This is a genomic window from Aquimarina discodermiae, from assembly GCF_040786235.1.
Lineage (GTDB): Bacteria > Bacteroidota > Bacteroidia > Flavobacteriales > Flavobacteriaceae > Aquimarina.
The window spans coordinates 82,463-97,623 of sequence record NZ_JBFMKP010000001.1; the positions used below are offsets into that span (position 1 = coordinate 82,463).

The window sequence follows — 15,161 nt, forward strand, 5'->3', positions numbered from 1 at the left end:
ATTTTGCTGCTTTTATTTTGTAAAGCATTAAAAACACTTTAATGTAGGGTTAGGGAATATTTATCAAAGATAATTTACAAAATAGAAAAAATAATTTGTGGAATTACGGGAGATAAAAATAGCGTTTAAATAATTGAAATTGAGTTATTTCATTCTTTTAATAATGATCTTGGGAAAGATTAAAAGAATGCGATATAATCATGGTTGTGATGATAGTAACTAAATGATTAATGCATTCGTTTTTCTGTTTTTGGTAAGGTGAAATGTCACTCGAAAGAGAAGTGAGCAACCAATATGAAAAAAAAATTAAAAGCTATGGTAACATTTTACTTTGTCGAGACACATATATTAAACTTTTAAATCGGTTAGCTTATGAATAAAATTACTTATAAACTTTTAATATTCTGTTTCTTCTTTGGTTCTTTGTTTAGGGTTTGTGCTCAGACGATATGGGAACAAAAGACAGAGAATTTGTCGTATAAACAGAAAGTAGATACTCAAGAATATTCGATTTTTGATTTGAACAATAAAAATTTTCAGCATTTGTTAAATCAAAGTAGCGGCAGTTTTGATTTTAAATCAAAGAACATCATAATTAATTTTCCTGGTGATAAAGGAAACCTTATTGCTTATAAGGTACATGAAACAGATGTGATGCATCGGGATTTGGCAAAAAAATACCCCAGTATAAAAACTTATGTGGGTAGGAGCATTACTGATCCAAATAAAACAATACAATTTACGTATTGTCCTATAGTAGGATTAAGAGGAAGTATAACAACTGCTGGTAAACAAACGATGCTTATAAAACCGGTAAATAAGAATTCACATCTTTTTTATAGATCGAATAAGCAAAGTAGAAGGTTTGACTTTGATTGTCAAACAACAGATAATCTTACTGCTAAGTTGAGTGATTTACAATCTATAAATAGTAGAAATGCTAATGATGGTAAACTAAGAAGGTACCGTTTAGCACTATCAACAAGTGGTGATTATTCGCAGTACTTTCTGGATGGTACAGAGGTAAACGATTCGCAAAGAAAAACAAAAATAATGGCTGCAGCTGTTGCTACAATTGTAAGAGTTAATGCAATATTTGAAAGAGATTTTGGTGTGACCATGCAAATTATTCCTGAGAATGACTCGTTATTATTTTTAGATCCTTTGTCAGACCCATATAGTACAGGGATAAATTTAAATACTGAGCTTCAAAATACCTTGGATACCAAAAGTTTTGATGAGGGCTGGGGGTATGATGTTGGGCACTTATTTCATGTTGAAGATGCTGTTTATGGAAATGCAGGTTGTATTGCATGTGTTTGTACAGATGGTTCTAAAGGCAAAGGGTATACGGTGCATAGAGCACCTGATTCTGATCATTTTAATTTGATTGTTGCACATGAATTTGGACATCAATTTGGGGGATATCATGTACAGAGTAGTAGTAATTGCCGTAGTGGTTTTAATAGTGAAGTAGAACCCGGAAGTGGGAGTTCTATAATGGGATATGCAGGAATTTGCTCTCCAAACGTACAAAATACTCCCGATGATTATTTTAATTATGTAGATATTAGAGACGTTGCTATTTGGACCATTAATAATAGTGCTTGTGCAGAGGTTATAGATACAGGAAATATAGCTCCTGTGGCCAATGCAGGCCCCGATTTTATAATACCCAGATCGACACCATTTGTACTTCAAGGCGATGCAAATGATATTGATGGAGATACTAGTTTAACGTATTGCTGGGAACAAAATAATCCTGAAAATCCATTTTCTTCAAACTATCCCCAATCAAATTGGACCAATGGACCACTTTTTAGATCTAGATTACCTTCAAGCTCAACCAAAAGGTATATGCCCCAATTGGCAGATGTCTTAGCAGGAGACCTCACTCCAACCTGGGAGGTACTGCCCTCGGTTGCAAGAAATATGAAGTTTGAGTTTACGGTTAGAGATAACGAGCCGGGGGGCGGACAGACAAATACTGATGGTATGTCAGTAACTGTTGATGACACATCAGGGCCTTTTAGAGTTACGTCGCAAAGTATTTCAGAAACAATAGACGTTGGCAAGCAAATAACAGTAGAATGGGATGTGGCAAATACAGATCAAAATCCTATTAATGCTGATAAAGTATCTATTTTATTATCTGTTGATGGTGGATATACATACCCATATACTTTACAGGATAATATTGATAATGATGGAACAGAAACATTTGTCTTGCAAGGAGTAGAAAGTACCGAGCACGCTAGGATTATGGTAAAAGCTGTAAATAATATATTCTTTGCTGTAAATAGTACAAATTTTCAGATACAGGTTTCAGAATTTTCTATTGCACCAGTAACGAGTACAGAATTGCTTTGTTTTAATGAAGAGCTTTCATACGAGTTGACCTATAAAACGTACCTAGATTTTGATCAGGAAGTTACTTTCTCTGTAGAAAACCTTCCTCTGGGATTAGGGATAGATTTTACACCTTCTTCAATCTCAGGTTCTCAATTAGTAGAAACCCCTGTAGGTATAACTCTTTCTGGTGTTCAGAACCTAGATGTAGGAGAATATACCTTTTTCATTATTGGTCGTTCTGTTTCAGGAATAGAAAAAAAGACGCAACTTAAGTTCTACATTTTTGATGATACAATATCCGCGTCCAACTTGGTGTCACCATTTGATGATGAATCAGGAATATTCCTTAATCATATGTTCATCTGGTCAGAAAATGAGAATGCTACTACTTTTGATATTCAAATTGCTACTGATATTAATTTTACTAATATTATAGATTCAAAATCGGTTTTCGAAAATGAGTATATATCAGATGTATTAGAGTATAATACGCAGTATTTTTGGAGGGTTAAAAGTGATAATCCATGTAAAACCACAGATTTTTCTGCAATAAATACTTTTACCACATTATGCCCTAGTCCTGTTGAATTAGAATATACAGAGATTGGTCCATCATATATAGGTTTACAATGGGAAAAAGGAACAGCCTCTCAATGGGAGATAGAATATGGTATTTCTGGATTCTCTATAGGAACGGGAACACTGATAAATGTAAATGAAAATTATCATGATATTAATGGATTAACTTCTTTAGAAAATTATGATTTTTATGTTAGAGCTGTATGTTCAGGAGATAAAAAAAGTGCTTATGTGGGACCATTATCAATTACCACTACAGAAGATTTTTGTACTTCAGGATATTTTTATGATTCAGGAGGACCAGATGGTGATTATGAAATTAACGAAACTTCTACATCTGTGGTAAGTCCCGCAGTTTCTGGAGAAAGAGTTAGAGTAACCTTTGAATCTTTTGATTTAGAGTATGGGTTTGATTACTTAAGAGTATATGATGGACCAGATAATAGTTATCCACGTCTTTTTAATGGTTCTGGGTATACTGGTAACTCATTACCAGGTACTTTTATTTCTTCTCATACTTCTGGGAGTCTTACTTTCGAATTGTTTTCTGATGTGATTATATCTGCCTCTGGATGGAAAGCACAAGTTGTTTGCGAACCACAACCATCATGTTTTTCGGTTTCTGAAAATAATAAAAATGAATATATAAAAAACGGAAGCTTTGAGTGTGGCAGACTGGGAGATTGGATATCTTCTGAAATCAAAGAATCTGATGAGTGTCATAAAGGCTTTACTGTTTTAAACTATTTACAACGGTTATGTGCAAATGTGCCAGATATACTACCAACAAAAGGGGATTTTGCAGCGTATACTAGTTTTTCGGGAAGTCAAAATGAAGAATATGTGTTAGAGCAAACAATTGCATTACCTAAAGAAGAACTATTGATGACCTCTGCCACTATATCTTTTGATTTACTAGTGGAGTATAATTATACTGATGTAAATCTATCTGAGGCTCATACATTTACAACTGGCTTATATACAGAATCTAATGAGCTGATAACAATGGTAGATCAGCAATCGTTTGGAATAGCCCCAAAAGAAGGTGGTATTAACGTTGAAATAACGAGGCAGATTCTGGAAAATTTGAAAGGGTATGAAGGCCAAAATATAATCGTAAGATTTATCGCAAACTTTAAAAGTAATGCCTATACAGTGACCAAAGCATTGGTTGATAATGTTTCACTTATTATAGAAACTACAAGTACACCAGTTGTAGAGGAGCCTGATCAGGAATCAGCAGAAGGAGGAAATGAAGAAAAACCAAGTGATGAAGTGCTGATTGCTCCAAACCCCAGTAAGAATGGTAATTTTGCTTTAAACTATCAAGGAAATAATAAGGTAGAAGAAGTTTTTATTTTTGATTTTTCAGGAAAGTTAATTTATAAAGAAACAATCCATCAATTTGATAAAGAAAAACAAATACGAGCTGCCAATATAGAGGCGGGATCTTATCTGGTAAAAATAGTATTAAACCACAAGGTAGAAGTTAGAACATTGGTGGTCAAATAATTCATATCGTATTGATCATACCAGATTCTATAATGAAAATTATTCGAAGTAAAAGAGAATTAAAACCCTGTTTTGTTTAAAAACAGGGTTTTAATTCTCTTTTACTTCATTCATCAAAAGAAAAGCTTTGTTTACATATTCTTTTTCCAGAAAAAGAGTGAAATAGTTCGAAGTAGAGATTACTTCAAATACAGGAATCCCTTCATAAGCCAATAATTTGAAGATATAAAAATATAGACCCACAGATTTCGAATTATCTTCTGGTAAGGCTATCGAAATAGAAGATAAATTGTCTGTTACAGAAATACAGGTCTCATTTTCAAAATGTTTTTCTACAGTTGTTTTTAATGAAGAGGTTACCAATATATTACTTTCTTGAAAATTACTTGAATAGGTAAAATAGGCTTTTGATTCATTTTTTACGATATCCAAAAGATTACGTTGGCTTGTTAGTATACTATTGGAGTTAAGAAAGGTATATTCTGTTATTCCAGATCTAACCACAATATCTCCCAGACTTCTTAGGTTATCAATATGTTTGATGCGCCTGGGGTGATATCTTCTTAGCGCCATTACAATCGACCCAGGTTTTACGGGTTTTTTCATTGTTTTTTCTACCTTAGGTTGAAGATCAACGGCTAATGAACTAAAATTTATAATGTCGCGAGATAGCGCATCTTCTAGAAATGGTTGATGACGTAGTATATTATGAACACAGTCCGTAATAGTTTTCATTGTTATATATTTAACATTCTGTGCAAATCTATACTTTTTCTTTTAAAATATTTATTATCCGACTAATAATAACTACTTATGCACTGTAAATAGAAACCATAAACATAGAGATTGATGAAAATTTTAAAGTTTGGAGGAACATCGGTAGGATCTGTTAAAAATCTTAATATCATAAAAGATATTTTGATTTCTGATAAAGAGGATAAGATCGTTGTGTGTTCTGCAATGTCTGGGGTAACAAATCAGTTAGTTCAGTTGGTAGATAGTATTAGATTTAATGATTCTGAAGCTATTACCCGAAATTTACATCAATTAGAGAAAAAACATTGTGATGTAATAGACGAATTGATAGAGAGTCAGGATGTTAAAAATAAACTGAAGGATGGAGTTTCTTCGATTATTACAGAAATGTTTGAGGTTTCTAGTCAGCAATACTCAGAGGTGGTTAATGCAAAAATTGTTACGTTTGGAGAAACGTTATTAACGTATATATTCTCTAATTACCTTGCTACTGTAAACGTATCGAATGTGTTATTAGATGCAAAAGAGTTTATGCATGTAGATTCTGTAGAAAATCCTAACATTAATAAAGTAAGTCAGCGACTTAGTAATATAATAAGTGCTGGTCCTCAATCTTCTGTTTATATTACACAAGGATTTGTTTGCAGAGATGAACTAGGTCAGATAAGTACTTTAAAAAGAGGGGGTAGTGATTATACAGCCACAATTATAGGCGCTGCACTAGATGCATCAGAAGTACAAATTTGGACCGATATTGATGGACTACATAATAACGATCCAAGATATGTAGATAACACGCATCCAATTGCACATCTTACCTATAATGAAGCAGCAGAGTTAGCATATTTTGGAGCCAAAATATTACATCCGCAAACAGTATCACCAATTATAGGAAAAGACATTCCGGTATTATTAAAAAATACGTTTGATCCAGAAGCACCAGGAACTGTAATTTCTGATAGGACACATAAAGAAGGTTTAAAAGCAATTTCTGCAAAAGATGGAATTACTGCGATCAAGATAAAGTCTAATCGTATGTTAATGGCACATGGATATTTAAGAAGAATTTTTGAAGTTTTTGATACGTATCAAACCTCGATCGATATGATTACAACATCAGAAATTGCTATTTCATTAACAATTGATGATACCAGTAATCTAGATAAGATCGTTAAAGAGATAGAAACCTATGCAGAAATAACCATAGAAGAAAACCACAGTATTATTTGTATTGTAGGAGAATCTGTGATAAACGACAAGAATTCATATAAACTTTTTGAAATATTAAATCATATACCTGTACGTATGGTTTCTTATGGAGGAAGTAATAATAATATATCTATTTTGGTTGATACCAATGATAAAATAGAAACATTAAAGTTTTTAAACGAAAAACTTTTTCAAAACAAAACAGAAGCTGTAGTATAATTTTTTTGTTATGTAACTTTTTTAAAAGTGAGTAGGGCGTATTTTTCTTCATGCTATGAGGCTTCTACAGTACTATACGCTCTACTTTTTTAGCCACACTCTTAATTTTTTGATTAAGAGTGTGGCTAGTTATAATTTTAATCTAGATAAATAATAGTACCCTACAAATTTTTAGTTTCATTATTTGACACTCGTTTCATGTATGTTTGTTTTTTGCAAATAGATAGACATGTTAATAAAAGTTTTTGGAAGTGCAGTATTTGGGGTAGAAGCCACTACTATTACTGTAGAAGTAAATATTGATAAAGGGATTGGTTATCACTTGGTAGGTTTGCCCGACAGTGCGATAAAAGAAAGTAGTTTTAGAATAGCTGCTGCTTTGCAAAATAATGGATTTACATTACCGGGAAAGAAAATTACCATTAATATGGCTCCTGCCGATTTACGCAAAGAGGGATCTGCATATGATCTCACACTGGCACTAGGTATTTTGGTGGCTAGTGGCCAAATTAAAGCAGAAGATATTGCAGATTATCTTATCATGGGAGAATTATCGCTAGACGGTAGTTTACAACCTATAAAAGGAGCATTACCCATCGCAATTAAAGCCAGAGAAGAAGGGTTTAAAGGTTTTATATTACCTAAGCAAAATGCAAAAGAAGCTGCTATTGTAGATAACCTAGAAGTTTATGGTATTGATAATATCAAAGAAATTATTGACTTTTTCGAAGGAAAGAAAAGTTTAGATCCTACGGTAGTAGATACTCGAGATGAGTTCTTTGCTGCATTAGAAAGTCCAGAATTTGATTTTGCAGATGTAAAAGGGCAGGAAAGTATAAAACGTTGTATGGAGATAGCAGCTGCCGGAGGACACAATATTATATTGGTAGGCCCGCCGGGTAGTGGTAAAACAATGCTAAGTAAAAGATTGCCTAGTATATTACCGCCCATGTCATTACAAGAAGCATTAGAAACTACAAAAATTCATAGTGTGGTGGGACGAATAAAAGAAAATGTAGGATTAATGGCGCAGCGTCCCTTTAGAAGCCCACACCACACTATTTCCAATGTCGCATTAGTAGGTGGAGGAAGTTATCCCCAGCCTGGAGAAATATCACTGTCGCACAATGGTGTATTATTCCTCGATGAATTACCAGAGTTTAAACGAGAAGTGCTAGAAGTGATGCGACAACCACTAGAAGATAGAGAAGTGACCATATCGAGAGCAAAATTTACCGTAACCTATCCTTCTAGTTTTATGTTGGTTGCTAGTATGAACCCAAGCCCAGGAGGGTATTTTAATGATCCCAATGCTCCTGTAACTTCTTCGCCGGCAGAGATGCAACGATATCTTTCAAAAATCTCAGGTCCCTTGTTAGATCGTATAGATATTCATATCGAAGTTACTCCTGTACCTTTTGATAAATTAAGTGAAGAGCGTAGAGGTGAATCTAGCGTAGAAATAAGAAAACGAGTAATAGCAGCAAGAGATATTCAAACAGATAGATATACCGATCTAAAGAGTATTCATTATAATGCACAAATGGGAGTCAAACAAATACGAACATATTGTAAACTTGATAAAGCTTCAAAAGATTTGCTAAAGACAGCAATGGAACAATTAAATCTCTCTGCCAGAGCTTATGATCGTATTTTAAAAGTATCAAGAACAATTGCAGATTTAGAAGGATCAACATCTATAGCAGGAGATCATATTTCAGAAGCAATACAATACCGTAGTTTGGATAGAGAGGGTTGGTTAGGATAATTTTATGGTATAGCTTTTATTACAACAATTTTTTTATACAGAATCTACTTCCTTTTTAATAGATATGTTATTCCATATTGCTATTAACACTTATTCTTATTGGACTTTTAGTTGATTTCTCTATACCTTTAAAATTAACTTTACTAGAATCTTAAAAGGTATATTTTACACTACTTTAAAAACTAGGAAGGTTTTATAGCATATATAAGGCTTAACCATTTTTCCACTGAAAAGACTGCATTATGTTGCTAAAAAAATAGGGTTTTTTTAAAAGAGATTCCATATTTGTAAGACACGGAAACCAACAATGTGATAAATTTAGTCAAAAATGTAAGCATGAAAACGGGTTGGTGATTATAGTAATGATAAGATACAGAGATGAATAACATGAATTGGGTGTAAATATTTAGTTTTAAAAAGCCATTAAATTGAGTGATTTTTCATAGTGATCTCTCGACTACGCTCGAGATGACATAGAGAAAAATTATATCGATCTTTCGATAAACTCAAGATGACTAGGTTTTTGCTTGAAAATTTACATCAAATAGGTTGTCATGGTTTAGTAACCGTATATGGGTTACTACCTTAGTTTCTGAAAAAAATAAGAATGCAGGAATCAACGCAAACATTACAAATTTTATTCAATCACTTAAAAGAAGTGATGAAATGGCGGGATGAAAACCCCGATACCGATTTGAGTGAAGGACCAAGGTATGATCCGGCCATTTTACAAAACACATCAATAGGGAAGTACATTAAAATAAGTAAATCAAATTATAGCCACGAAGAGATATTGGTTCTGTTACTGGCATTAAGCCCCTACTTATATGCGCATCTTATTAGAGAAGTAACCATAGAAAGTGGTAGTGCTACCTTTTATCTGTATGCAGAAATACGACCCGATGGTAAGAATGCAGACCCTACAGGAGAAACGGCACAGTTTTTAATCTTTGGTAACAATGTAGAAAAACGCGTTACCTTTTTTAATCTTTTTGACGATAATCAATTGGTTAAAACAAGTGGGTTGTATTTAGCTGGTGCACCTTCGGGAGAGCCAAAAATGAGAGGGCGATTGCAGATTTATGAAGATGAATTATTTGGGATGTTGTATGGCAAACCTTTTATTCCAAGATTTAGTGAAGAGTTCCCGGCACAGCAAATTTCAACTTCACTGGCATGGGAAGATTTGATCTTACCTCAGGAAACCCTTGATGATATAAAAGGCATACGTATATGGTTAGATCATAAAGATACGTTGCTGAATGATCTGCAGATGAAGCATAAGCTAAAACCGGGATTTAGAACGTTATTCTATGGTCCACCAGGTACAGGAAAAACACTGGCTGCCAGTCTTTTGGGAAATCAAACGAATAGAACTGTTTTCAAGGTAGATTTATCATTGTTGGTTTCTAAATATATCGGAGAAACCGAAAAGCACCTGGCGAACCTGTTTGATAAAGCCGAAAATAAAGATTGGATCTTGTTTTTTGATGAGGCCGATGCCATTTTCGGAAAACGTACCAATGTAAAGGATTCGCATGATAAGTATGCCAATCAGGAAGTATCTTTTTTGTTACAAAAAATAGAATCTTTTCCTGGGATGGTGATCTTGGCATCTAATTATAAAGACAATATCGACGATGCATTTATGCGACGTTTTCAGTCAGTTATCAAATTTGATTTCCCAAAACCTAAAGAACGCTATCAGATGTGGGTAAAAAATCTTCCTGCACAGTTAACGATAAAAGAAGATATCAACCTAAGAGACATTGCAGGAAAATATATCCTAAATGGCTCGAATATTATGAATGTGATCCAGGATGTAAGCTTAAAAGCCCTGGATAACGGTGATAGGATGATCTCGCATCAAATGATGTTAGATAGCATCAAAAAAGAATACCATAAAGAGGACAGAGTTTTTTAAAAATGTGAATTTCATTTTTAGTACACTGTAGATAATAGGAGATGTAAGTAACATATAATAAAGTAGTATGACGGAACAAAAGCCACCCAAAGTAAAAGCTAAAGTGCCCAAACCAGTACCGCGCAAAAAGCCTGCGGTACCACTACAAAAACCACAACCGGTATCGGTAAAAGAGAGTGGTTCCAATGCTCCGGTATCATTAGTGGCACCCGTTTCTGCTACTACAGTGGCTCCTATTGCTAAACAAAGTACCGTAGCCGCCTTAGCAAAAGATCCTTTTGTTCCTGCAAAAGATGTGCTGGATGCACAGTTTCCAACACCTGCAAAAAATCAATTTAACCTGGGCGATTATCCTCAATTTGCTAATGCAGGCGCAGCAAAAGAAGAAATTATAACTACTCCTAAGAGCTCATCAGAAGATCCTAATTTTATAGCTATGGTAGGAGCTGTTAAAGCTACTGCCAAAAGGCAACGTAAGCACGAACCTGCAACAACAGCATCAGTCAATGCGCAGAAAGCTGCTCCTTCACCCTCTAATGAGCGTATGAGTACTGCACAGGCCAATCAGGTGGCGGTGATGGAAGAACAAGAAGCAGGAACTTTTAGTGCGGCAGATTTCAAAAAACAATTACAGAGCCGTATCGATGCGATGACGCTGCCCAAAAACGAAGAAGAGGCAGATAACTTTAAAGAAAATAATAATATAGATGCGGTGCAGTCTGCTGCTATGGGCGATGTAAGCACAGCACAAGACAATGCTTCTGGGGCGATCGCAGGAGCTACCAATGCAGCACCTAACCAGGCCGTCGTACCGGTAAGAACAGTGGCTGCAATGCCTACGCCTATGAACGGTAAAAAACCGGCTACCATACCTACCGCTCAGGCAATGCCCCCCAAACGTTCGACAGTAGCGGTAGAACAGCCGATACAAGAGCAAACAGCTACGTTAGATACCCAGATGGAACAACATGGTATCACCGATGCTACCCTGGCCAATTCTAATGAAGCCACTTTTAAAACAGCTCTGGAAGAGAAAAACGCGGCAAAAACACAAAGTACTGCAGCTACTACACAATTTAGAACTACAGAAACGCAGCAGTTAACCAATGCACAGCAACAAAGCCAGCAACAAGCAAATGCCGCTACTAATGGTATGCATGCCAGCCGAGTGGCTGGGCTGGATAAAGTTAGTGGTAACCAACAACAAACAGCTACCAAAGATACCGCGGCTCGTAAAGCTGTAGCCGATAAAGTACAAAGCCTGTATGAGGGTACAAAGACCAAGGTAACTACTATTTTAGATGCCTTAGACAAATCGGTAGCTGCCAAATTTGTAAGTGGGTCTAAAGCTGCGCAAAAAGCATTCGAAAGCCATATCGAAACAGAAATGGCAACCTATAAGAAAAATCGTTATGGAGATTCCTGGTTTGACCTGCGACAATTACGAAGAGTAAAAGATGCGGTGGTAGGATTACCGGATGAAGTAAACAAATTCTTTGAAAGCGGCCGAAAACTGTATATCTCGACCATGGATGGATACCTTACAGCCATTGCTAATTTGGTAGCCAAAGAATTAAACAAAGCCAAGCAAACCATCAAAGATGGTAAAAAAGAAGTACAGGACTATGTAAGTGGTTTGTCTCCTAATCTGCAAAAGATCGGGCAACAGGCAGCTAGCGATATACAGTCAAAATTCGATAGCCTCGAGCAGGATGTAGATAACAAAAAAGAAATGCTAATCGATACTCTGGCACAACAATATGCCGATAATCTGGCTAGTATCGATACGCAAATAGAAGAATTAAAAGCTGCCAATAGTGGTCTGGTAGGTAAAGCCCTAAGTGCACTGCAGGGAGTATTTGATATCATTATCAAAGTAAAAAATATCCTAACCAATCTATTGGCTAGTGTAGTGGCTGCCGTAGGTGCTATTATCACCGATCCTATAGGGTTCTTAAAGAACCTGATGACTGGGGTAGGCCAGGGAGTGAAAAACTTTGCTACCAATATTGCTACCCATTTACAAAGCGGATTAATAGGATGGTTAACCGGTACTTTGGGGTCTGTGAGTATACAAATCCCAGAAAATGTATTTTCACTTAAAGGTATTTTCTCGTTAACCACACAAATACTTGGTTTTACCTGGGATAATATACGTAGCGTAGGGGCCAAGGTAATTGGTGAGCCCATTGTAAAAGCCCTAGAAACTGGCTTTACCATGGTCAAGATCCTACGAGATGAAGGAATTGCCGGGCTGTGGGAACATCTTAAAGAACAATTCCAGGATCTAAAAGAAACGGTGATTGGTGCCATCAAAGAAATGATCATGAGCCAGGTGGTACAGGCGGGGATCAAATGGATCTTAGGGTTGTTATCACCAGTTGGGGCTTTTGTAAAAGCAGTGATGGCTATAGTAGATGTGGTAAAATTCTTTATAGAACGCGCCTCACAGATTGCAGAATTGGTGATTGCCTTTACAGAATCGATTGCTGCTATTGCCGCAGGTAAAGTAGGAGCCGTGGCCAAGAGTATAGAAAATGCATTGGGCAAAGCAGTACCGGTAGTGATTGGTTTATTGGCCTCTGTACTGGGGATTGGTGGGCTGGCCAACAAAGTATTGGGACTGGTACGTAAAGTACGAAAACGTGTACAAAAAGCATTAACCAAACTATGGCTCAAAATCAAAAAGGCCGGTAAAAAGATATGGCGTAAACTTGGATTTGGGAAGAAGAAAAAGAAGGAGAAGAAAGATGAAGATCTTACTAGAGGAGATACAGAAGTAGGTGAAGTTGTAAAATTTAAAGAAGGAGGAGAAAATCATCGCCTTTGGTTTGATACCTCAGGTAAAGGAGTAAAACTAATGGTGGCTTCTGTACAAATGCCAGTGAAAGAAAAATTAGCAAATTGGGAGTCGCGCCTTGGTGATCTGGATGATGAGAATAAAACAAAAGCAACAGGTTTAATTGCTAAGGTAAGAAGCGAAGAGCAACAATTAGATCAGGAGGGAGAAACTGTAGAGACGCTATTTAAGAAAGCGCAAAAAACAAATGCAAAAAATGATGATACAGCTGCAGAGAAAAAGGATGAAGCTTTAGAGAAACGACAAGAGGCACTCGCTAAAGATTTGGTAGCTCTGTTTAGTATTTTTGGTGATGAGACAGAAGATGTAGCAGGTTGGTTATTAACAGCAGGGCATGTAAAAGAGTATAAAAAACCTAGCTTAGGAATTACAGAAAAACGAGTAGGAAAACAGATTAAGGGGTACAAAGCAGCATCTACCTCTGAGCAGGGAATTATTGTAGGACAATCAGAAAATAAGTTTATTAAACAACGTAATGAAAAGAATGATCATGAGATTGTGTTTAATAAATTAATAGCGATATCTGATGTGCAACAACGAAGAAAAAGAATTGGAAGTATTACTCCTCATAGTAGTTTTTATCCTATCCTTTTAGAAGAAAAGTTGTTACCAAATAACGGAGGAAAACAGATAAAGTATAAATATAATGATGAAGTAGGAAATCAGGTTTTTACAGTTGATATTAATCCAGCTGGATATCCTGTCAAAATTGTTGGAGATAAATTAACATTACATGATTTAGGAAGAGGTGTTACCCAAGATAGTGAGGGTAAATTGATAAATGCAGGAATGGATTCTGCACACCTTATTGCAAATATGTTTGGTGGATCTGGATATATAAAGGCTCAGAATATAGTTGCTACAAGTGCAGTGTATAATCAAATCGTAATGCGTAATGAAGAAGATAAGATATATAAGTACATCGATTCTTTTGTAGGTGTTGATCATTTTACCTTAGAGGTTCATTTGGAATTTGCAGAGGATAGTACTAAGTTTGAGATAGCAGAGGTACGTAAAGCATTAGCCAAGCATGTAAAAGACCCGTTAGATGAACGTCACTTAATGTCTGACGCAGAATTAACCGCACAGATTAAAGAAAGGTTAGAGCAAACAAATCAGGAAAGAGTTAGAAAAGTTTTGTATTTAGTAAAATTGAATGATTCTAATGGTAAACGATTGGATAAAAATACTTTTGGAATAAAAGAGTCAGATTTGTTATTTGGAACTGAATAAAAAAAGAAAATGGATAAAATAAAAGAATTTATTAAAGATTATATCAATATAGAAAATACTGGTTTGATAGCTAAATGGGATGTAACTAAGACTGATGAAGAAGTTGATGTTTTAGCTAATAAGCTTTCTGTTTTTTTGCATTCATATTTATCGGAAACTACCATTGCGAGAACGGGTTTGGAGTTTGATTTAGATGATGAAGAGGATGTAGAGTTTACAAAAATTAAAATGAGCAAGTTTGTTCCCAGAACTTTATTTCAAATCAAGCATTATAAGAATTTTGAATTGGGATATAATTTATCACAGGTAGTAACAGGAAAAGACTTATATGCTTGTTATGTGAGTTATCCGTCAGAGGGAGGTCGAGACCTTTATTTTTCAAGTATATTTTATGTAAGTGATACGGAGGAAGGAAGGAAAATTATATATGAAAAAAGTTTTGATTCAAAAAAAGGAGAATGGTATCATCCACATGAAGGAGAAGGATTGCAGGTATTGGATTCGGGAGATTTAATTGCGGTAGAAAAATATCATGCACCAGAAGAAGAAACCAGTCTTGCAGATTATAATAAAGAATAAAGCATTTCTATATTTTTAAAGAAAGCGAAGGAATAATCATTGTTTTATGATTGTTACTATAATTCTTAATGGCTGTCATTTTTAATAGTGTTGGTAAAGGATAGTGGTGATTTAAGTGCTGATGTATTTCCCAGAAATAAAATAAAAATTGAATAATAAAAACATAACAA

At 35.2% G+C, this 15,161-nt stretch carries 7 protein-coding genes; 6 read left to right on the forward strand and 1 reads right to left on the reverse strand.

The annotated features are described in order from the left end of the window. Positions 1-372: 372 nt before the first annotated feature. On the forward strand, positions 373-4,443 hold the full coding sequence (locus ABW636_RS00310; RefSeq protein WP_367587946.1) for a reprolysin-like metallopeptidase: 4,071 nt from the start codon (positions 373-375) through the stop codon (positions 4,441-4,443). A 90-nt stretch (positions 4,444-4,533) separates the two neighbouring features. Here the strand turns inward: ABW636_RS00310 and ABW636_RS00315 are convergent, their stop codons facing one another. After that, the gene (locus ABW636_RS00315) at positions 4,534-5,178 is read right to left on the reverse strand and encodes a hypothetical protein (RefSeq protein WP_367587947.1); all 645 of its coding nucleotides are present in this window, start codon (positions 5,176-5,178) and stop codon (positions 4,534-4,536) included. A 114-nt stretch (positions 5,179-5,292) separates the two neighbouring features. Here ABW636_RS00315 and ABW636_RS00320 point away from each other — a divergent pair, with 114 nt between their 5' ends. The 5 genes from ABW636_RS00320 to ABW636_RS00340 all read left to right on the forward strand — a co-directional run bounded on the left by ABW636_RS00320 (position 5,293) and on the right by ABW636_RS00340 (position 14,991). Continuing rightward, on the forward strand, positions 5,293-6,627 hold the full coding sequence (locus tag ABW636_RS00320) for an aspartate kinase (protein WP_367587948.1): 1,335 nt from the start codon (positions 5,293-5,295) through the stop codon (positions 6,625-6,627). A 229-nt stretch (positions 6,628-6,856) separates the two neighbouring features. Continuing rightward, the gene (locus tag ABW636_RS00325; protein WP_367587949.1) at positions 6,857-8,395 is read left to right on the forward strand and encodes a YifB family Mg chelatase-like AAA ATPase; all 1,539 of its coding nucleotides are present in this window, start codon (positions 6,857-6,859) and stop codon (positions 8,393-8,395) included. Positions 8,396-9,002: 607 nt separating this feature from the next. Beyond that, entirely contained in the window at positions 9,003-10,319 is a 1,317-nt protein-coding gene (locus ABW636_RS00330; protein ID WP_367587950.1) for an ATP-binding protein, read from the forward strand. 67 nt (positions 10,320-10,386) lie between these two features. Beyond that, on the forward strand, positions 10,387-14,412 hold the full coding sequence (locus ABW636_RS00335) for a hypothetical protein (protein WP_367587951.1): 4,026 nt from the start codon (positions 10,387-10,389) through the stop codon (positions 14,410-14,412). A 9-nt stretch (positions 14,413-14,421) separates the two neighbouring features. Beyond that, entirely contained in the window at positions 14,422-14,991 is a 570-nt protein-coding gene (locus ABW636_RS00340; RefSeq protein ID WP_367587952.1) for a hypothetical protein, read from the forward strand. Positions 14,992-15,161 lie beyond the last annotated feature (170 nt).

Bases quoted from the DNA above. Each gene is read 5' to 3' on its own strand.
- ABW636_RS00340 (WP_367587952.1), top strand. From the start codon at position 14,422: ATGGATAAAATAAAAGAATTTATTAAAGATTATATCAATATAGAAAAT.
- ABW636_RS00315 (WP_367587947.1), bottom strand. From the start codon at position 5,178: ATGAAAACTATTACGGACTGTGTTCATAATATACTACGTCATCAACCA.
- ABW636_RS00325 (WP_367587949.1), top strand. From the start codon at position 6,857: ATGTTAATAAAAGTTTTTGGAAGTGCAGTATTTGGGGTAGAAGCCACT.
- ABW636_RS00320 (WP_367587948.1), top strand. From the start codon at position 5,293: ATGAAAATTTTAAAGTTTGGAGGAACATCGGTAGGATCTGTTAAAAAT.
- ABW636_RS00330 (WP_367587950.1), top strand. From the start codon at position 9,003: ATGCAGGAATCAACGCAAACATTACAAATTTTATTCAATCACTTAAAA.
- ABW636_RS00335 (WP_367587951.1), top strand. From the start codon at position 10,387: ATGACGGAACAAAAGCCACCCAAAGTAAAAGCTAAAGTGCCCAAACCA.
- ABW636_RS00310 (WP_367587946.1), top strand. From the start codon at position 373: ATGAATAAAATTACTTATAAACTTTTAATATTCTGTTTCTTCTTTGGT.